The sequence below is a fragment of the Streptomyces rubiginosohelvolus genome (assembly GCF_014649875.1).
Taxonomy (GTDB): domain Bacteria; phylum Actinomycetota; class Actinomycetes; order Streptomycetales; family Streptomycetaceae; genus Streptomyces; species Streptomyces rubiginosohelvolus.
In genome coordinates this window covers 193,761-212,382 of sequence record NZ_BMTW01000007.1, presented here as the reverse complement: position 1 = coordinate 212,382, position 18,622 = coordinate 193,761, and the positions used below count along the sequence as shown (strand labels likewise).

Annotated in this window: 18 protein-coding genes; 11 read left to right on the top strand and 7 right to left on the bottom strand. The window is 72.7% G+C overall.

What is annotated here, in order from left to right:
* Positions 1 to 159: 159 nt before the first annotated feature.
* The gene (locus IE134_RS34220; RefSeq protein ID WP_229823641.1) at positions 160 to 537 is read right to left on the bottom strand and encodes a hypothetical protein; all 378 of its coding nucleotides are present in this window, start codon (positions 535 to 537) and stop codon (positions 160 to 162) included.
* A 213-nt stretch (positions 538 to 750) separates the two neighbouring features.
* On the bottom strand, positions 751 to 1,152 hold the full coding sequence (locus tag IE134_RS18335; protein WP_032788046.1) for a DUF5997 family protein: 402 nt from the start codon (positions 1,150 to 1,152) through the stop codon (positions 751 to 753).
* Between the two features lie 58 nt (positions 1,153 to 1,210).
* Here IE134_RS18335 and IE134_RS18330 point away from each other — a divergent pair, with 58 nt between their 5' ends.
* Together IE134_RS18330 and IE134_RS18325 are read left to right on the top strand one after the other, a co-directional pair.
* A complete protein-coding gene (locus tag IE134_RS18330) occupies positions 1,211 to 1,999 on the top strand; it encodes a LysR family substrate-binding domain-containing protein (protein ID WP_189431092.1) in 789 nt (262 codons plus the stop codon).
* A 159-nt stretch (positions 2,000 to 2,158) separates the two neighbouring features.
* Complete coding sequence (locus tag IE134_RS18325; protein ID WP_189431089.1) at positions 2,159 to 3,550, top strand: hypothetical protein; 1,392 nt, start codon at positions 2,159 to 2,161, stop codon at positions 3,548 to 3,550.
* Here the strand turns inward: IE134_RS18325 and IE134_RS18320 are convergent.
* From IE134_RS18320 to IE134_RS18310, 3 genes are all read right to left on the bottom strand, one after another.
* Entirely contained in the window at positions 3,461 to 4,456 is a 996-nt protein-coding gene (locus IE134_RS18320) for a MerR family transcriptional regulator (RefSeq protein WP_030712383.1), read from the bottom strand. The genes IE134_RS18325 and IE134_RS18320 overlap by 90 nt on opposite strands.
* A 3-nt stretch (positions 4,457 to 4,459) precedes the next feature.
* On the bottom strand, positions 4,460 to 5,137 hold the full coding sequence (locus IE134_RS18315) for a HEAT repeat domain-containing protein (RefSeq protein ID WP_189431133.1): 678 nt from the start codon (positions 5,135 to 5,137) through the stop codon (positions 4,460 to 4,462).
* Between the two features lie 76 nt (positions 5,138 to 5,213).
* Complete coding sequence (locus tag IE134_RS18310) at positions 5,214 to 5,822, bottom strand: GOLPH3/VPS74 family protein (protein ID WP_126932263.1); 609 nt, start codon at positions 5,820 to 5,822, stop codon at positions 5,214 to 5,216.
* A 223-nt stretch (positions 5,823 to 6,045) separates the two neighbouring features.
* Here IE134_RS18310 and IE134_RS18305 point away from each other — a divergent pair, with 223 nt between their 5' ends.
* The 6 genes from IE134_RS18305 to IE134_RS18280 all read left to right on the top strand — a co-directional run bounded on the left by IE134_RS18305 (position 6,046) and on the right by IE134_RS18280 (position 12,374).
* Positions 6,046 to 7,404, top strand: coding sequence for a HEAT repeat domain-containing protein (locus IE134_RS18305; protein WP_189431086.1), 1,359 nt, complete (start codon positions 6,046 to 6,048; stop codon positions 7,402 to 7,404).
* Between the two features lie 82 nt (positions 7,405 to 7,486).
* Positions 7,487 to 8,515, top strand: coding sequence for an N-acetyl-gamma-glutamyl-phosphate reductase (gene argC, locus IE134_RS18300; protein WP_030712392.1), 1,029 nt, complete (start codon positions 7,487 to 7,489; stop codon positions 8,513 to 8,515).
* Entirely contained in the window at positions 8,512 to 9,666 is a 1,155-nt protein-coding gene (argJ, locus tag IE134_RS18295; protein ID WP_097974908.1) for a bifunctional glutamate N-acetyltransferase/amino-acid acetyltransferase ArgJ, read from the top strand. Before argC ends, argJ begins: the two co-directional genes overlap by 4 nt.
* Complete coding sequence (gene argB / locus IE134_RS18290; RefSeq protein ID WP_075267256.1) at positions 9,663 to 10,592, top strand: acetylglutamate kinase; 930 nt, start codon at positions 9,663 to 9,665, stop codon at positions 10,590 to 10,592. The genes argJ and argB overlap by 4 nt, the downstream gene beginning before the upstream one ends.
* Complete coding sequence (locus IE134_RS18285) at positions 10,589 to 11,812, top strand: acetylornithine transaminase (protein ID WP_189431084.1); 1,224 nt, start codon at positions 10,589 to 10,591, stop codon at positions 11,810 to 11,812. The genes argB and IE134_RS18285 overlap by 4 nt, the downstream gene beginning before the upstream one ends.
* 25 nt (positions 11,813 to 11,837) lie before the next feature.
* Positions 11,838 to 12,374: an arginine repressor gene (locus IE134_RS18280; protein WP_030712406.1), complete on the top strand. Its 537-nt coding sequence runs from the start codon at positions 11,838 to 11,840 to the stop codon at positions 12,372 to 12,374.
* A 10-nt stretch (positions 12,375 to 12,384) separates the two neighbouring features.
* On the opposite strand, the gene IE134_RS18275 is transcribed toward IE134_RS18280, so the two are convergent.
* A complete protein-coding gene (locus IE134_RS18275) occupies positions 12,385 to 13,089 on the bottom strand; it encodes a L,D-transpeptidase family protein (protein WP_030712409.1) in 705 nt (234 codons plus the stop codon).
* A 108-nt stretch (positions 13,090 to 13,197) separates the two neighbouring features.
* Positions 13,198 to 14,565 carry a hypothetical protein gene (locus IE134_RS18270; protein WP_189431081.1) on the bottom strand — a complete coding sequence of 456 codons (1,368 nt, stop codon included), beginning with the start codon at positions 14,563 to 14,565 and terminating at the stop codon, positions 13,198 to 13,200.
* A gap of 179 nt (positions 14,566 to 14,744) precedes the next feature.
* Between IE134_RS18270 and IE134_RS18265 the strand changes: the two genes are divergently transcribed.
* From IE134_RS18265 to IE134_RS18255, 3 genes are all read left to right on the top strand, one after another.
* Positions 14,745 to 15,941, top strand: coding sequence for an argininosuccinate synthase (locus IE134_RS18265; RefSeq protein ID WP_032788021.1), 1,197 nt, complete (start codon positions 14,745 to 14,747; stop codon positions 15,939 to 15,941).
* 133 nt (positions 15,942 to 16,074) lie between these two features.
* Positions 16,075 to 17,502 (top strand): argininosuccinate lyase, encoded by a 1,428-nt coding sequence (gene argH / locus IE134_RS18260; RefSeq protein ID WP_098020515.1) that lies wholly within the window; start codon positions 16,075 to 16,077, stop codon positions 17,500 to 17,502.
* Between the two features lie 102 nt (positions 17,503 to 17,604).
* Positions 17,605 to 18,576, top strand: coding sequence for an aldo/keto reductase (locus IE134_RS18255; protein ID WP_030712423.1), 972 nt, complete (start codon positions 17,605 to 17,607; stop codon positions 18,574 to 18,576).
* Positions 18,577 to 18,622 lie beyond the last annotated feature (46 nt).

Here is an 18,622-nt window from a genome sequence, read left to right as displayed (position 1 = left end):
ATCCGAAAGATCGTCACCGTTCCCAGAAGCGGTGACGGACCGCCCGTGAGGGGGTAGTTGTCTTTCGCCGCCGAGTAGAGAGCAAGCTTCTTTTCCGCAAGCTGCTCCAGGATGGCCGTGAGGCTTCGCTGCGCGTCCCGGACCGAGGCCCGGGAGAACTCAATGTCTCCCGAGATGTCCGTTCCAGTCCCGGAAGCTCTGAACGGCGCTGTCGATGAGGTCCTGCTCCTCGTCGGTGCAGTCCTCTGGTTCTTCATGCTCCAACCAACCGAAGTTGCCCGAGAGGATCGGCCACAGTTCGCGACCCGTCTTCACGTGCTTGAGAATCACGACCTCAAACTCTGGCTCGTTCATCGTGATGACGTCGATGATCTTGTCGATCTGCGCCCGCTTGAGCTTGCTGATCTCGTCGGCAAGCCTCTTGAGTCCCCACACCTCGATGGCGACGCCTCGATACAGCGGGCGAAGCTCGTTGTCGATGAACTGGTCGACCTCGCCTGGCAACGTGTCATTCGTGAGGAAGCGCCACACCTTCACGTCCCGGTGCGCCTGGAGACAGCCCTCCAAGTCACGGCTTCGCCATAGAGCTGCGCGACGCGCGGAAGATCCGGGTGGACACCTTCACCGAGGACGCGCGCGAACTGGCCGCCACGATTCACCGTGCGGTGAGCCTGGGGGAGTTTCCGCAGGGCCGGGGCCGCAGGCCGTAACCGGCGAGCCGAATGCCCTGACGGCCGACCGGGGACCTGCTTACTCCTGATCGTCGGAGCGCGCGGCCCGCTCGGCGTTGCGCTCCTTGATGCGAGCGGCCTCCTTGCGCACCTCGCCCTGCGTGGCGCGCTCCTTCTGGAGCCACTCGGGCATCTCGTCCTTCAGCGCGTCGATCTGCTCGGTGGTGAGCGGCTCGGTGACCCCGCCGCGGGCGAGCCCCGCGATGGAGACGCCGAGCTTCGCGGCGACGACCGGGCGGGGGTGCGGGCCGGTGCGGCGCAGCTCCACCAGCCAGGCGGGCGGGTCGGTCTGGAGGGCGTTGAGCTCGGTGCGGGAGACGGCACCCTCCTGGAACTCGGCGGGCGTGGCCTGGAGGTACACACCCAGCTTCTTCGCCGCCGTGGCGGGCTTCATGGTCTGGGCGGTCTTGTGCGACGTCATGGGTCCAGGGTATCGACCATGGGACATACCTCCGACCACCGACCGGTAGCCTGGTTCCGTGACAGGCTCGGACATCCCCTCATCCTTCCGGCTCGCGTACGTCCCCGGCGTGACGCCCACCAAGTGGGTGAGGGTCTGGCACGAGCGGCTGCCCGGCACCCCCCTGGAGCTCGTCCAGGCCACCGCCGCCGATGCCCCCGGACTGCTGGCGGACGGCGGCGCCGACGCCGGTCTCGTACGGCTGCCGGTCGACCGGGACGTTCTGGCAGCGATCCCCCTCTACACCGAGACGACCGTCGTGGTGATCCCCAAGGACCACGTGGCGACCGCCGCCGAAGAGGTGTCGCTCGCCGAGCTGGCCGACGAGATCGTGCTGCACCCGCTGGACGACGTCCTCGACTGGGGGACCCTGCCCGGCCGCCCCGCCGTCGAGCGCCCGGCCACCACGGCGGACGCGATCGAGCTGGTCGCGGCGGGCGTGGGCGTCCTCCTCGTCCCGCAGTCCCTGGCCCGGCTGCACCACCGCAAGGACCTCACCTACCGCCCGGTCCCGGAGACCCCCGAGTCACGCGTCGCCCTGGCGTGGCCCCAGGCGGAGGAAGCTCCCGACCTGGTGGAGGAGTTCATCGGGATCGTCCGGGGCCGCACCGTCAACAGCACCCGGGGCCGTGCGGCCACCCCGCAGCGCCCCACGGCCAAGGCCAAGGAGCAGGCCAAGGGCAAGCGGGCCGGTACGGGTGGCGGGCAGGGCGGTGCCCGGCACAAGCCCGCGGCGGGCAGGAAGCCCTCACCGGGCGGCCGGGCCGGCGGCCAGAGCGGCAAGCGCGGAAAGCCGCGCGGCCGGTAGCGGGCACCGAGCCCGTCGGGACCGGATCGCGCGCCGGCTCCCGGAAACGCGCCGTGTCCCGGCACGCGCGCCGACTCCCGGAAACCGCCCCGCAACGCCACCCTGCGCCGGTTCTCTCGTTGATGAGGCAACCGCCGTACGCAGGGGAGCGCCCGACCGATGCCGAACATCCGCAAGAAACATCACCTGGGCCTCATCGGGATGCTGCTCATCGCCGTGGCCTTCACCGGACTCCAGCTGACGGCGGTCACCGGACGGGCCTCGCCCGACGCCAAGAACTACCTCTCCTACGCCCTGAGCCTCAGCGGCGAGAGCCGCGAGGAGGCGGGCCGCAGGGCCATCGCCTACTCCTGCGACAGCGGGCAGCACGCGTCCCTGAGCCCCGTCCTCTGGACCAACAGGAAGGCCGTGGGGGAGTCGGAGGAGCAGTGCGTACGCCGGCTGAACGACTCGGTCGCGTACTGGTCCCGGCACGGCAACACCTCAGGGATGACCGCGCCGTTCGCCAACCAGCGGTTCATGGCCATCTTTGAAGCCAGGCCCGGCTATCCGCTGTTCCTGGTCCCCTTCATCGCCGTCTTCGGTATCACCTGGGGCCTCTGGCTGGCGGGGCTCGTCATCGCGCTCGCGGGCAGTGTCTGCGTTCTGCTCACCCTCCGTGCGGCGGGCGCTTCCCGGCGCGCCGGCCTGGCCGGGCAGGCCCTGTACCTCGCCCTGCCCACCGGCACCGTCGCCATGAACCCCCTGAGCGACGGCCTCTCCCTGGCGCTGGGCACGGCGGTGGTCCTCGGCTGTGTCCTGCTGCTGCGGGACCGGCCCCGTACGGACGGGGCATCCGGCACGGGCGGGCGGCCGGGGCCGGGGGCCTGGGCGGCCGCTGCGGGGCCTCGCACGGGCACGGTGCTCGTCACGGGCGGCCTCGTCCTGATGTTCTTCGTCCGCTACTCGCAGGCACTGCTGCTGGCAGCCGCTCTCGCGGGAGTCCTCCTCGTCCGGGCCGGGTGGCTCCGCCGGAAGCGGCGGCAGTTCACTCCCGTACTCCGGGCGGCCGCACTCTGCGCCGGCCTGACGGTGTGCATCTACGCGGGGGCGCACCTGCTGGGGTGGCCCATGGGCCAGGACAGCGCCCAGGACCTGCTGACCCACCATTACCAGCGCCCCGATCTGCCCAACCCCTGGCCCGAGTTCTTCGTACAGGAGGGGGTCTTCTGGTCGGCGTGGCTGCGCCGCCAGATCACCTCCCCCGTCCTCCCCGTCCTGCTCGCGCTCTCGGCCTGGGCGATGCTGAAGCGGCGCTCGGTGGTGCTGCCCATCGCCCTGGCGGCGGGTGCGGCGGGCCTCCTCAACCAGGCCGGCCACCCGAACCTGGGCCAACTCTACGGCTACCGCCTCATCGTGTTCCTCTGGCTGCTGCCCGCCCTGGCGATCCCGCTGCTGCTGGACCGGCCGGCCCGGGGCGCCTCACCCGTCCCCGCGCAGCCGGAGGAGGTAGGCGGCGGTCAGCGCGACGGCCGGGTCGGCGTCGCCCAGCAGCCCCGTGAGGGCGCGTGAGGCCGTAGGGCCCGGGATGCCGGCCAGTGCCTGGGTCAGGCGCCCGCGCGCGGGCGGGCCGGTGGTCCCGTCGCCGATGCGGCCGGCGAGGAGGGACGCGATCCGGTCCGCCGCCGCGTCGTCGGCCAGGGAACTCAGCACATCGGCCGCGTCGGTGTCGTTCCTTCCCGCCACGATCATGTCGACGAGCACCGGGATCGCGGCGGCCTCGCCCTGGGCCCCGAGCGCCAGCGCCGCCCGGCCGCGGACCACGGCGTCGGGGCTCGCGAGGGCGTCCCGGAGCAGCGGGGCGGCCTCGCCTCCGGGCATCTCCGCCAGGGACCGGACGGCACGTTCCCGTACCGCCGCCACCGGGGAGGAGAGCCCCTCCGCGAGCAGCGCGGCACCGCCGCCGCCCGATCGGGACAGGGCCCATCGCAGGGCCCCGGCGACGTACGGGTCGCCCTCACCGAGCGCCGCCTGGGCCAGGGCTTCCACCGGAACCTCGTCGACCGAGGCGAGGGCGGCACGCTGGCGGGTGCCGGCACTCGTGGACCCGAGGGCCCGCAGGAGCGCCAGGACCTGCAGGACGTCCTCCCATGCGGCCGGGTCCGCCGCGCGGACGCGCTGCAGCCGGGTGAGCAACTCGGTCTCGGCGGCGATGCGTTCGCGCGTCCGGAGGATGAGGTCGTCGACGAGCGCCGAGGGTGTGAAGCCGGGATCGTCGAGCGCGCGGCCGATCTCCCGCAGCGACAGCCCCACCGCCCGCAGGCTCTCGATATGGAAGATGCGCCGGACGTCCTCACCGGAATACTCCCGGTAGCCGGACCCGGTGCGGCCCGAGGGCCGCACCAGACCGAGCGACTCGTAGTGCCGGAGCATGCGGGCGCTGACGCCGGACCGCCGGGCGACCTCACCGATCAACACGCGCTACGGCCCTCCCTCGCCGCTGTCCGACCCGCCCAGGGCCACCACGCGCTTCGCCTCCTCCAGGGCGAAGGCGAAGCCGGTGTCCGGGTCGTTCCGCAGCCGCTCGGTGGCGAGCGCGTGCGCGCGTACGTCCGGGTCGGGGGCCCGCTTCGCGGTGTCCAGGGCCGGCACCATCGTGCTCCCCAGATCGACCAGCGCCCTGCTGAGACTCAACTGTGTCTCCTGCCCACCGCGCCCGAGCTGTGTCGCCAGCACCGCGGCCAACGCGGCCTCCTCCCCTTCCGGTACGAGCACGACGGCCGTCCGCCAGGCGGTCCGCGCCACCTCGCCGTCGGCGTCCGTCAGGAGCGCCCGGGTGATCGCGGGCCACGCCCGCGGGTCCCCGACCTTGGACAGGGTGTGCAGCGCCTGGCTGCGGGCCTGCGGACGCTCCGAGCGGACTTCCCGGAGCAGCAGGGGCAGCGTGTCGGCGACCGGGTGGCGGGTGAGCGCCCACGTCAGCATGTCGCGGACGAGGAACTCCGGCTCGACCGCGCACCGCTCGACCAGCGGGCCGACGAACCGCTGATCCGGCGTCGAGCCGATCGCCAGAGCGGCGCCCAGCCGCACCGACGAACGCTCGTCCCGCAGCGCCCGGAGCGCCCGTGCCTCATCCGTACCCTGTCCCGTGACCGCCATCGAGACCACCTCCTCGGCAAGCAGTGAAGAGCTTGTCACCGTGTCAAGGTCAAACCGGGGGAGGCCGGGTGCCGGCTCAGGGGCCGCGCCAGACGTTGGCGAAGGCGGTGTTCTCGATGGTCCGCCGCTGCCGTACGGCCTCCAGCTCCATCACCGCTTCATGGACGGTGGCGACCACGGTGGTCACCGTCTCGTCGCCGAGGGGAGGTTCGTCCTCGTCGGACCGCTCGCCGTCGAGGCCCACGGCCGACGCGAGGGAGGCGAGGACGGGGTCCCCCTCGTCCCGGCGGGCCACGGCCCGGCGGCGGGCGGGCGTGTCCACCAGCTCCACCTCCTTCGGGCCGAACGGCAGCAGGCCGCTCCGCTTCCGCGTGAGCTCACCGTCCTCCTCCAGCGCGTCCTGGTAGGCGGCCGCGAGGTCACGGCCCCGGCGCCACAGCCAGTCCTCGATCCGCTCGTGGGGCGGCTGCCGGGTGATCCCCGCGGCGGCCGCGGCGAGCAGCCGGTCGTCCGGCACCGACGATCCGTCCGGTACGACGAGGTCGCCGTCCACGGTGATGGTCCCCGCGTCGAGGAGGTCGAGCAGTTCGGCACCGGCGAGGGCGAGCGACAGATCGCCCTGCCCCACGGTGTGCTCCGGTGCGGGGTCCATCGCGATGATGAACAGGTCTTTCGCCGTGGTCATGAACGGCTCCCCTCAAAGGCGTCGACCGATGCGTCGACTGGGAATGGGACCTCACCGCCCGAGCCCGCCCGGCGAGGCGACTGCCAGGACCAGTATCGCTCCGCCCGTCGCTCTCCGAGTGCCCCCGCCCCCCGTCCCGACCGCGCCGACCGCCCGCCGGCTGACTACCCTCACGCAGGGGCGTCCGGCCCCGCGGTGCGTTACGGGGCGGGGGCGGCGGAGCATGGGCGCGAGGGATCTGGTGGCGGCGGTTGTGCGCGGGGACGCGGAGAAGGTGACCGCCCTGCTGGCGGCGGGGGAGGACCCGGACACCCGCACGGACGACGGCCTGCCGGTGCTGTGCCTGGCGGTCGCCGCGTACGACGACGCCGTCGCGGGGGCTCTGGTCGAGGGCGGCGCGGACCCGGACCACGGGCTCCCGGACGGAACGACCCCACTGGTACGGGCCGTCGACGGAGGCTCTCCCGCGATGGTGACGGCCGTCCTGGGCCGGGAGCCCGGGCTGCGCCTGGCGGAGTCCCGAAGGACGCACCTGCTCGCCCTCGCCCGGGACCGGTACGAGCGGGGCGCGGAAGCCGTGCTCCGGACCAGGGCGGGCGGGACCGGCGCGGTGCGCGCGTGCCGTGTGAAGGACGACGAGTACGACCACGTGACGCAGCTGACGCTCGGAGACGTCACGGTCCGCGCCGGACACGGGGCGATCCTGACGGACCTGGAGTGGGCCTTCCGCGTCCTGACGCCCGTGGACGAGCTGGTGACCAGGGCCGTGGCACCGCGCGACCGGGAGCATGTCGACCGCTGGTCCGCCCAATGGGTACTCAGCGAACGCCGCAGCAAGGAGACCTGGTCGGCCGTCACGGCGTACCGCCGCAGCCCGGACCCGGAGCACCGCCACTTCGTCCTCGGCGTGCTCACCTTCTACCAGTTGACGGGGTCGAGCAGCCGGAACTCCTACGAGAAGGAGACGGCGGATCTCCTCGTGGCCTGGACCGTGGAGGGGGAGGACGACCCGGACGTTCTCGCGGAGGTGCTCCGCGTCCTGGGTGATTTCGACCATGAGGAGGCGGAGGCCGTAGGGCGCAGGCACGCCGACCACCCGGACCCACGCGTCCGCGCCCAGGTCCCCGGCCTCCTCCTCGACTGGGACGACGCGCGCCTCACCCTCGGCGTGGCGGCCCGGGCCACGCTGCTGGATCTGGCCGGGGACGAGTACGGGACGGTGCGTGCGGCGGCCGGCGCGGTCCTGGCGGCGGCTCACGACGGAAGCCCCGAGTTCACGGACGCCGTCGTCGCGTTGCTCCGGGATCCGATGGCCGATGTACGGGCCCGCACGGCGGAGGCCGCGGCCGACGGCAAGGACGGCACGGCCGCGATCGCCGACGCCCTGATCCCCCTGCTCGACGCGGACGACCTCGGAACCCGCCTCAACGCCGCCTACGGCCTCCTCCGCCGGAACGACCCGCGCACCGGCGAGGCGATCGCCCGCGTGGGCTCGCACACCCGCCCCGGCTACGAGCACGACCACCGGCTCTCCGCGCTCTGGAGCTGGGAGTGGAACAACCGGGACGACCGCGGGGCCTAGGGCCGCGCCCCGAGAGCCGCTGCGGCTTTGCATAAAAGTGCGTCGATGCGTATAGTCATGCCATCGATCAGGAGGGTTACCGATGGTGGTACGAGCAGCAGTGGCAGGGGCGAGCGGCTACGCCGGCGGGGAGCTGCTCCGTCTTCTGCTCGCGCACCCGGAGGTCGAGATCGGCGCTCTCACCGGGCACTCCAACGCCGGGCAGGCGCTCGGTTCGCTCCAGCCGCACCTGCGGCCCCTGGCCGGCCGGGTGCTGGAGTCCACCACCGCCGAGGTGCTCGCCGGGCATGACGTCGTCTTCCTCGCGCTCCCGCACGGGCAGTCCGCCGCCGTCGCCGAGCAGCTCGGGGACGAGGTCCTCGTCGTCGACATGGGAGCCGACTTCCGGCTCAAGGACGCGGGGGACTGGGAGACGTTCTACGGGTCCCCGCACGCCGGGACCTGGCCCTACGGGCTGCCCGAACTGCCGGGCGGGCGGGCCGCGCTCGCCGGGTCGAAGCGGATCGCGGTGCCGGGGTGCTACCCGACCGCTGTCTCGCTCGCGCTCTTCCCGGCGTACGAGGCCGGTATCGCCGAGCCGGAGGCCGTCATCGTCGCCGCGTCGGGCACCTCGGGCGCGGGCAAGGCGGCCAAGCCGCACCTCCTCGGCTCCGAGGTCATGGGCAACATGACCCCGTACGGCGTCGGCGGCGGGCACCGCCACACGCCCGAGATGATCCAGAACCTCAGCGCCGCCGCCGGGCAGCCGGTCACCGTCTCCTTCACGCCCACCCTCGCCCCCATGCCCCGCGGCATCCTCGCCACGTGCAGCGCGAAGGCGAAGCCCGGCGTGAACGCGGAGGGCCTGCGCGCGGTGTACGAGAAGGCGTTCGCCGACGAGCCGTTCGTCGAGCTCCTGCCCGAGGGGCAGTGGCCCGCCACCGCCGCGGTGTACGGCTCCAACGCCGTACAGGTCCAGGTCGCGCACGACCCGGCCGCCGGACGGATCGTGGTCGTCTGCGCCATCGACAACCTCGCCAAGGGCACCGCGGGCGGCGCCCTCCAGAGCATGAACATCGCCCTCGGACTCCCCGAGGACACAGGTCTTTCGACGATCGGAGTGGCACCGTGAGCGTCACGGCAGCACAAGGGTTCTCGGCGGCGGGCATCGCCGCGGGAATCAAGGAGAGCGGCAACCCGGACCTGGCCCTCGTGGTCAACAACGGGCCGCGCCGCGCCGCCGCGGGCGTCTTCACCTCCAACCGCGTCAAGGCCGCCCCCGTCCTCTGGTCGGAGCAGGTGCTCAAGGGCGGCGAGGTCACCGCCGTCGTCCTCAACTCCGGTGGCGCCAACGCCTGTACGGGACCCCAGGGCTTCCAGGACACCCACGCCACCGCCGAGAAGGTCGCCGAGGTGCTGGACGGCCACAGCGCGGGCGAGGTCGCCGTCGCCTCGACCGGGCTCATCGGCATCCTGCTCCCCATGGACAAGCTGCTCCCCGGCATCGAGCAGGCCGCCGCAGCCCTCAGCGAGCACGGCGGTGAGAAGGCCGCCATCGCCATCAAGACCACCGACACCGTCCACAAGACGGCCGTCGCGGGCGGCGACGGCTGGACCGTCGGCGGCATGGCCAAGGGAGCGGGCATGCTCGCCCCCGGCCTCGCCACCATGCTCGTCGTGCTCACCACCGACGCGGATGTGGAAGCCCCCGCACTGGACGCCGCCCTGCGCGACGCCACCCGCACCACCTTCGACCGGGTCGACTCCGACGGCTGCATGTCCACCAACGACACCGTGCTGCTCCTCGCCTCCGGCGCCAGCGGCATCACCCCGGAACAGGGCGCGTTCGCCGAGGCCGTACGGGCCGTCTGCGACGACCTCGCCCGGCAGCTCATCGGCGACGCCGAGGGCGCCTCCAAGGACATCCGGATCGAGGTGATCAACGCGGCCACCGAGGACGACGCCGTCGAGGTCGGCCGGTCCATCGCCCGTAACAACCTCCTCAAGTGCGCCATCCACGGCGAGGACCCCAACTGGGGCCGGGTCCTCTCCGCGATCGGCACCACGAAGGCCGCCTTCGAGCCGGACCAGCTCAACGTCGCCATCAACGACGTCTGGGTCTGCAAGAACGGGGGCGTCGGCGAGGACCGCGACCTGGTCGACATGCGCTACCGGGAGGTCAAGGTCACCGCCGACCTCGCCGCGGGCACGGAGTCCGCCGTCATCTGGGCCAACGACCTCACCGCGGACTACGTCCACGAGAACAGCGCGTACAGCTCATGAGCGCCGCGCGGAAGCACACCGCACTCCCGAAGGCGCAGACCCTCATCGAGGCGCTGCCCTGGCTGACCCGGCACCACGGCAAGACCGTCGTCATCAAGTTCGGCGGCAACGCCATGATCGACGAGGAGCTGAAGGCCGCCTTCGCCCAGGACGTCGTCTTCCTGCGGCACGCCGGCCTCAAGCCCGTCGTCGTGCACGGCGGCGGCCCCCAGATCAGCGCCCAGCTCGACAAGCAGGGCCTGGTCAGCGAGTTCAAGGCCGGGCTGCGCGTCACCACCCCCGAGGCGATGGACGTCGTCCGGATGGTGCTCGCGGGACAGGTCCAGCGCGAACTGGTCGGCCTCCTCAACCAGCACGGCCCGCTCGCCGTCGGCATGACCGGCGAGGACGCCCACACCATCACCGCCACCCAGCACCGGCCCACCATCGACGGCGAGTCCGTCGACATCGGCCGGGTCGGCGAGATCACCGCCATCGACACCGGTGCCATCCAGGCGCTCCTGGACGACGGCCGCATCCCGGTCGTCTCCTCCATCGCCCGCTCCGCCGACGACCACCACGTCTACAACGTCAACGCCGACACCGCGGCCGCCGCGCTCGCCGCCGCGCTGAACGCCGAGACGCTGATGGTCCTCACGGACGTCGAGGGGCTGTACGAGGACTGGCCTCACAGCGACGACGTCATCAGCCGGCTCACCGCGAGCGAGCTGGAGAAGCTGCTGCCCGAGCTGTCCAGCGGCATGGTCCCCAAGATGCAGGGCTGTCTGCACGCCGTGCGCAACGGCGTCGAGACCGCCCGCGTCATCGACGGGCGCGTCCAGCACTCGATCCTGCTGGAGATCTTCACCGACGAGGGCATCGGCACCATGGTCGTGCCGGACGCCCCCATCGACGTACACACAGGTCCTGAACTGGGGGAATCATGACAACCGGCATCGGCATCGGCACCGGAACCGACACCGGGCTCACCGCGCGGTGGCAGGGCGCGCTGATGGACAACTACGGCACCCCCCGCCTGTCCCTCGTCCGCGGCGAGGGCGCCCATGTCTGGGACGAGGACGGCACCCGCTACCTCGACTTCGTCGGCGGCATCGCGGTCAATGCCCTCGGCCACGCCCACCCGGCCGTCGTCGAGGCCGTCTCCACCCAGATCGCCTCCCTCGGCCATGTGTCGAACCTGTTCATCGCCGAGCCGCCGCTCGCCCTCGCGGAGCGGCTGCTCCAGCTCTTCGGCCGTCAGGGCCGGGTCTTCTTCGCCAACTCCGGTGCGGAGGCCAACGAGGCCGCCTTCAAGATCGGCCGGCTCACCGGGCGCACCCACATGGTCGCGACCGACGGCGGCTTCCACGGCCGGACGATGGGCGCGCTCGCGCTGACCGGCCAGCCGGCGAAGCAGGAGCCGTTCCGCCCGCTCCCCGGTGATGTCACCCATGTCCCGTACGGGGACGTGGACGCCCTGCGCGCGGCCGTCACGACCGACACCGCACTGGTCGTCATCGAACCGATGCAGGGCGAGAACGGCGTCGTCGTCCCGCCCAAGGGCTATCTGGAGGCCGCCCGGGAGATCACCCGGGCGACCGGGACGCTCCTCGTCCTCGACGAGGTGCAGACCGGCATCGGCCGCTGCGGCCAGTGGTTCGAGCACCAGGCGCACCAAGGCGTCGAGCCGGACATCGTCACGCTCGCGAAGGGCCTCGGCGGCGGTCTGCCGATCGGCGCGACGGTCGCCTTCGGCCCGGCCGCCGACCTGCTGAAGCCGGGGCACCACGGCACGACGTTCGGCGGCAACCCGGTCGCCTGCGCCGCCGGACTCGCCGTCATCGACACCCTCGCGGCCGACGGCACGCTCGACAACGTCAAGCGGCTCGGCGAGAGGATCCGCGACGGTGTGGAGGCGCTGGGACACCCGCTGGTATTCCATGTCCGCGGCAGTGGCCTGCTGCTGGGTATCGTGCTCACCGGACCCCTCGCACCGCAGGTGCAGCAGGCGGCCCAGGGAGCCGGCCTCCTGGTGAACGCGCCCGCCCCCGATGTCGTACGGCTCATGCCGCCGCTGATCATCGGTGACGCGGAGGTGGACGCGTTCCTGGAGATCCTGCCGGGCGCTCTCGACGCGGCACACGGGGACGGACGATCCGGAGCATGACCCTCCGGAGAATGAGGCGACGACGATGACCGAGGCGCAGGAATCCGAGCACGGCGGGCCGTCCGTGCCGCAGACCCGCACCGCCCGCCACCGCCGGATCGTGGACATCCTGAACCGGCAGCCGGTCCGCTCGCAGAGTCAGCTGGCCAAGCTCCTCGCCGACGACGGGCTGAGCGTCACCCAGGCGACGCTCTCCCGCGACCTCGACGAGCTGGGCGCCGTGAAGATCCGCAACACCGGCGGCGAGCTGATCTACGCGGTGCCCAGCGAGGGCGGATTCCGCACCCCGCAGGCCCCGCTGGGCGGCTCGGCCAAGGAGGAGCGGATGCGCAGGCTCTCGGCCGAACTGCTCATCTCGGCGGAGGCATCGGCCAACCTCGTCGTGCTCCGTACGCCGCCGGGCGCCGCCCAGTTCCTCGCCTCGGCCATCGACCAGGCCGAACTGCACGACATCCTCGGCACCATCGCCGGGGACGACACGCTGATGCTCATCAGCCGCGACGCGGGCGGCGGTCAGGCGCTGGCCGACCACCTGCTGAGGCTCGCTCAGAACGACCGCTGAGCCGCTCCGTTCAGTAGCGCGTGATCGCGGTCGGGCCCGACGAGGTCCCGACCGCGATGTGCGGCCGCCGCTCCGGCTCCGCCCAGGCGAGGATCTCCGCCATGGCGTCGGCGGGTACGGACACACAACCCGCCGTCGCCCCGCGCCCGTTCACATGCAGGAAGATCCCCGCGCCCCGATTGCGAACCGGCTGCTCGTAGTTGAAGCCGATCACCAGCGCCCGGGCGTACTGCGTGCCGTAGGAGACGAGGTGCTCGGCCTCTGCCGCCCGGCAGTGGGAGGGCCGCGGTTCCACCCAGCGGTTGTACGCGACCGAGTCGTTGTCCTGGCACCACCAGGAGTCGTCGTCCACCTTCCGGTACGGATACGTCGTCCCCGCCGGGGCGTCCTCGATGCCGAAGGCGTACGGCAGGTCGTACAGCCCGGTCGGCGTGGTGCTGGTGCCCTGTTCCCGGGTCGCCCCCTCGGCCAGCCCGTTCGCCCCGAACCGCGCGGGCGCGGACCCCGCCTCCGCCCACCGGCCCCCGCGCCGCTCCCACCAGGTCACCGTGCCGGTGGTGGACCCGGCGTCCGGGGCCTCGGCGGTGATCAGCTGCGTGCCGCCGCCGGTGTCCGCCAGCCGGTCGGGCAGGGGCGGTACGTCGGAGGCGGGGGCGGCCCCGAGGGAGCCGGCCAGGGCGAGGAGAACGGCGGCGGTCACCAGTGATCTGCGCATGCTCCGGACCGTACGGCGACCGGGGCCGACGCCCCACCGGACCTGCTCCGTACGGCCCAGCGGCGGGCCCGCCCCGCTCGGCCCGGCGGGGCACCTCGGGCCGCGGCGTCACCGGTACCCGGGGGCCGGGCGCCTCTGCAGCCCCGCCGCCCGCAGCAGCCGGTCCGCCGCCACCCGCACCGCGCGCGGGCGGTCCGCCGCACTCCGCTCGCGCAGCAGGTGCTCCGGAATCCCGGCGGCATCCGGCAGCAGGGCCCGGGTCGCCGCCCGCACCACGGCCGGGCTCGGGTCGTCCAGCAACGGCGTCAGCCGCTCCCGTTCCACCACGTCCAGCGCGCGCAGCCCGCTGATCGCGTGCACCCGTACCGAGGGCAGCGGGTGCCCGAGGAGGGCCCACAGCGTCCCCGCGTCCGTCGCGCGGTCGCCGCATTCGCCGAGCCCGGCAGCGGCAGCCGGGTGCGCGGCCGGTTCGGCACACAGGGCCCGGTAGACGGGGAGCGGGTCGCCGCCGCCCTGCCGCAGGACGTAGCGCGCGCAGGCCTGTACAACGCCCGAGCGGTCGACGAGGAACGGCTTCGCGTCACCGTGCCGCCCGGCCCGCCGCAAGGCGGTCACCCCGGCCGCGCGCACCCGGGGAGCGCGGGCCGCCAGCAGCCGGTCCAGTACGGCGGCCGCGTCCGGGCCCGGCGTCGCGCCCGGCCTCACGGCGGCCTCCGCGCAGAGGTCCTGGAGCGCGACGTCACCGCAGGTCGCCGCCGTGGCGGCCAGCTCCATCGGTGTCAGCAGCCCCCGCTCCACCGCGATCCGGTACGCGAGCCTGTATGTCGCCCGGTCGGGGTGGGCCGTCAGCGCCAGCACCTCGGCTGCCGGCCCCTCGCGCAACGCGCCCTCCAGCAGGGTCCGGGCGAAGTCGCCGCGCGCCCGCCGGGACAGCCGCAGGATCAGCTCGGCCAGCGGGAACAGCGCGTCGCCGGGCAGTCCGGCGAGCAGCGCCCGTGCCTTCTCGCGGACCGGAGCGACCCAGTCCGCGCACCGCACCACCAGGAGCGGCCGCAGCTCGGGGGCGGTGCGGACCGCGTCCAGCGCCGCCTCCCGGACCCGCCCGTCCGGGTGGCACAGCGCGATGGCGGGCGCATCCGGGACCGGCGGTGCGGCCGGGGGAACGGCCCTCGAACCCGCCCGGCCACGCAACCGGTCCAGCAGCGTCCGGGCCGGCCGCCCCGGCTCCCCGCCCGGGCGTCCCAGCACCTCGCCCGGGCGTCCCAGCACCCCGCCCGACTGTCCCAGCACCCCGGCCGGGCGTCCCGGCTCCTCGGACGCGCGGGACAGCAGCCACGGACGGTCGCCCAGATCCCGTACCCCCGCGTCGAACGCCAGCCACTCCCCGGCCGACGCGACATCGAACGTCTCGGCCAGTGCGGCGCCGTCCCGCACCCGCATCACCGCCCGCAGGGTCTCCCCGTAACCGCCGTCCACCGCGGCCCCTCCCCGATCTCCCGTGCTCGGCTGCCGATGCTAGCGGCGCTTCCGGACCGGAAGCGCCGGTATTTCCCCGCCATACGGTCATGAGCACCCCTCTGACCAGCCGCTTTGACAAACAATACGGAGGACCGCATAGTTATACCCATCAGTGATTGCACCGTAAGGAGAAACCCGTGACCGAGCGCGTCGTACTCGCCTACTCGGGCGGCCTGGACACCTCCGTCGCCATCGGCTGGATCGCCGAGGAGACGAACGCCGAGGTCATCGCCGTTGCCGTGGACGTCGGCCAGGGCGGCGAGGACCTGGACGTCATCCGCAAGCGCGCGCTCGCCTGCGGTGCCGTCGAAGCCGAGGTCGCGGACGCCAAGGACGAGTTCGCCGAGGAGTACTGCCTCCCGGCGATCAAGGCCAACGCCCTCTACATGGACCGCTACCCGCTGGTCTCGGCCCTCTCCCGGCCGACCATCGTCAAGCACCTCGTCGCCGCCGCCCACAAGCACAACGCCGGGATCGTCGCCCACGGCTGCACCGGCAAGGGCAACGACCAGGTCCGGTTCGAGGCCGGCATCTCCGCGCTCGGCCCCGACCTGAAGTGCATCGCCCCGGTCCGGGACTACGCGATGACCCGGGACAAGGCGATCGCCTTCTGCGAGGAGAAGAACCTCCCGATCGCGACCACCAAGAAGTCCCCGTACTCCATCGACCAGAACGTCTTCGGACGGGCCGTCGAGACGGGCTTCCTGGAGGACATCTGGAACGGCCCGATCGAGGACATCTACGAGTACACCGAGAACCCGGCCCTCCAGCGCGAGGCCGACGAGGTCGTCATCTCCTTCAAGGAGGGTGTCCCGGTCGCCATCGACGGCCGCCCCGTCACCGTCCTCCAGGCGATCCAGCAGCTCAACGAGCGGGCCGGCGCCCAGGGCATCGGCCGGATCGACATGGTCGAGGACCGGCTCGTGGGCATCAAGTCCCGTGAGGTGTACGAGGCGCCCGGCGCGATCGCGCTGATCACCGCCCACCAGGAGCTGGAGAACGTCACCGTCGAGCGCGAGCTGGCCCGCTACAAGCGGCAGGTCGAGCAGCGGTGGGGCGAGATGGTCTACGACGGCCTGTGGTTCTCCCCGCTGAAGCGGGCCCTGGACGGCTTCATCAACGAGGCCAACCAGCACGTCACCGGCGACATCCGGATGACCCTGCACGGCGGCCGCGCCGTCGTCACCGGCCGGAAGTCCGAGGAGTCGCTGTACGACTTCAACCTCGCCACCTACGACTCGGGCGACACCTTCGACCAGTCCAAGGCGCAGGGCTTCATCGAGATCTTCGGCCTCTCCTCGAAGATCGCCGCGAAGCGTGATCTGCAGGCATAGCCTGACGCGTACCTCGCCTGACCCCTTCTCGTTGTACAGCCGCCTCCCCGTCGTCCCGCGGCAGGGAGGCGGCCGCATATCCGCACCCCGGCCTACGCCTGGGCCTTTGCCTTTGCTTTTTGAGGAGCACGCAGTGAGCAGCAACAACGGTGACGTCCGGCTCTGGGGCGCGCGGTTCGCCGACGGACCGGCCGAGGCGCTGGCCAAGCTGTCCGCCTCCGTCCACTTCGACTGGCGGCTCGCCCCGTACGACATCGCCGGCTCCCGCGCCCACGCCCGTGTCCTGAACAAGGCGGGCCTGCTCACCGAGGACGAGCTGACCCGGATGCAGGAAGGCCTCGACCAGCTCGAAGCCGACGTCGCGGACGGCTCCTTCACCGGCACCATCGCCGACGAGGACGTCCACACCGCCCTGGAGCGCGGGCTCCTGGAGCGGCTCGGCCCCGACCTCGGCGGCAAGCTGCGGGCCGGCCGGTCGCGGAACGACCAGATCGCCACGCTCTTCCGGATGTACCTGCGCGACCACGCCCGGATCATCGGAGGCCTGATCGCCGACCTCCAGGGCGCGCTGGTCGGCCTTGCCGAGGCCAACGCGGACGTCGCGATGCCGGGCCGGACCCACCTCCAGCACGCCCAGCCCGTCCTCTTCGCCCACCACGTGCTCGCCCATGTGCAGTCCTTGTCCCGGGACGCCGAGCGGCTGCGCCAGTGGGACGAGCGCACGGCCGTCTCCCCGTACGGCTCCGGGGCACTCGCCGGTTCCTCGCTCGGGCTCGACCCCGAGGCGGTCGCCGCCGACCTGGGCTTCGAGCACGGTTCGGTCGCCAACTCCATCGACGGCACCGCCTCGCGGGACTTCGTCGCGGAGTTCGCCTTCATCACCGCGATGATCGGCGTCAACCTCTCCCGGATCGCGGAGGAGGTCATCATCTGGAACACGAAGGAGTTCTCCTTCGTCACCCTCCACGACGCCTTCTCCACCGGCTCCTCGATCATGCCGCAGAAGAAGAACCCGGACATCGCGGAGCTGGCCCGGGGCAAGTCCGGCCGCCTCATCGGCAATCTGACCGGTCTCCTCGCCACGCTGAAGGCGCTCCCGCTCGCGTACAACCGGGACCTCCAGGAGGACAAGGAGCCCGTCTTCGACTCCTGCGACCAGCTCGAAGTCCTGCTCCCCGCCTTCACCGGCATGATGGCCACCCTCACCGTCAACCGCGAGCGCATGGAGGAGCTGGCCCCGGCGGGCTTCTCCCTCGCCACCGACATCGCGGAGTGGCTGGTCAAGCAGGGTGTCCCCTTCCGGGTGGCGCACGAGGTGGCCGGCGCCTGCGTCAAGGAGTGCGAGCAGCACGGCATCGAGCTGGACCAGCTCACCGACGAGCAGTTCGCGAAGATCTCCGAGCACCTCACCCCCGAGGTCCGCACGGTCCTCAACGTGCGGGGCGCCCTCGCCTCCCGCGACGGCCGGGGCGGGACGGCCCCCTCCGCCGTCGCCGTGCAGCTCGCCGAGGTGAAGGAAGACCTGGCCGCCCAGCACGCCTGGGCGACCGCCCGCCAGTAAGGGCAGCAGGTGGTGGCGGTGTCGTAAGAGGTCCACGAAGGGTGTCGCGAGCTACGTTCACCGGGGTAGGAGTAACCGAAACCCGACCCCGAGGAGCCCGCGATGCCCTTCGCCGCCCTGGCCGCCGCGACGACCCCGACCGCCCACATCGGACTCGGCCTGGCCGCCGTCGGGAGGCCCGGCTACATCAACCTCCACCGGGACCGCGACCTGCCCGCCGACCGCGATCCCGACGCCCTGCGCGCTCGCACCCACGAGCTCCTGGACGCGGCCTACGCGCAGGGCGTCCGGTACGTCGACACCGCCCGCTCCTACGGCCGCGCCGAGGAGTTCCTCGCCGAGTGGCTGGACGCCCGGCCCTCCTTCACCGACCTCGTCGTCGGCTCCAAATGGGGCTACACCTACACCGCCGACTGGAGCGTCGAGGCCGAGCACCACGAGGTCAAGGACCACAGTCTCGCCACCTTCGAGCGCCAGTACGCCGAGACCCGCGACCTCCTCGGCGACCGGCTCAGCCTCTACCAGGTCCACTCGGTCACCCCGGACAGCCCGGCGCTCACCGACAAGGAACTGCTCGACCGGCTGGCCGCCCTGGCCGCCGACGGCGTCACGGTCGGCCTCTCCACCAGCGGGCCCGCCCAGGCCGACGCGATCCGGGCCGCCCTCGCCGTCACGGTCGACGGCGAGCCCCTCTTCCGTACGGTCCAGGCCACCTACAACGCCCTGGAGACCTCGGCCGCGCCCGCGCTCGCCGAGGCCCACGACGCCGGGCTCACCGTGATCGTCAAGGAGGGCATGGCCAACGGGCGGCTCGCCGGGGACGAGGCCCCCGCCGTGTTCCAGGAGATCGCCGCCGACGCGGGGGTGGGCGGCGACGCGGTGGCCCTGGCACTCGTCCTGCACCAGCCCTGGGCGGGCGTCGTGCTCTCCGGCGCCGCCACGGCTGCCCAGCTCTCCGGCAATCTGCACGCCGCCGTCGTCGACCTGGACGACGAGCAGCGGGCGAGCCTCGACGCCCTGGTCGAGGAGCCGGAGGCGTACTGGCGGCACCGCGCCGGGCTGCCCTGGCACTGACGCCGACCCGGCCGGGCGGCCTGCCGTGCCGCCCCGCCGACCCGGC

Bases quoted from the DNA above. Each gene is read 5' to 3' on its own strand.
- IE134_RS18255 (WP_030712423.1), top strand. From the start codon at position 17,605: ATGCCCTTCGCCGCCCTGGCCGCCGCGACGACCCCGACCGCCCACATC.
- IE134_RS18315 (WP_189431133.1), bottom strand. From the start codon at position 5,137: ATGGCGGTCACGGGACAGGGTACGGATGAGGCACGGGCGCTCCGGGCG.
- IE134_RS18335 (WP_032788046.1), bottom strand. From the start codon at position 1,152: ATGACGTCGCACAAGACCGCCCAGACCATGAAGCCCGCCACGGCGGCG.
- IE134_RS18285 (WP_189431084.1), top strand. From the start codon at position 10,589: ATGACAACCGGCATCGGCATCGGCACCGGAACCGACACCGGGCTCACC.
- IE134_RS18325 (WP_189431089.1), top strand. From the start codon at position 2,159: ATGCCGAACATCCGCAAGAAACATCACCTGGGCCTCATCGGGATGCTG.
- IE134_RS18310 (WP_126932263.1), bottom strand. From the start codon at position 5,822: ATGACCACGGCGAAAGACCTGTTCATCATCGCGATGGACCCCGCACCG.
- argB (WP_075267256.1), top strand. From the start codon at position 9,663: ATGAGCGCCGCGCGGAAGCACACCGCACTCCCGAAGGCGCAGACCCTC.
- argC (WP_030712392.1), top strand. From the start codon at position 7,487: ATGGTGGTACGAGCAGCAGTGGCAGGGGCGAGCGGCTACGCCGGCGGG.
- IE134_RS18275 (WP_030712409.1), bottom strand. From the start codon at position 13,089: ATGCGCAGATCACTGGTGACCGCCGCCGTTCTCCTCGCCCTGGCCGGC.
- IE134_RS18305 (WP_189431086.1), top strand. From the start codon at position 6,046: ATGGGCGCGAGGGATCTGGTGGCGGCGGTTGTGCGCGGGGACGCGGAG.
- IE134_RS18280 (WP_030712406.1), top strand. From the start codon at position 11,838: ATGACCGAGGCGCAGGAATCCGAGCACGGCGGGCCGTCCGTGCCGCAG.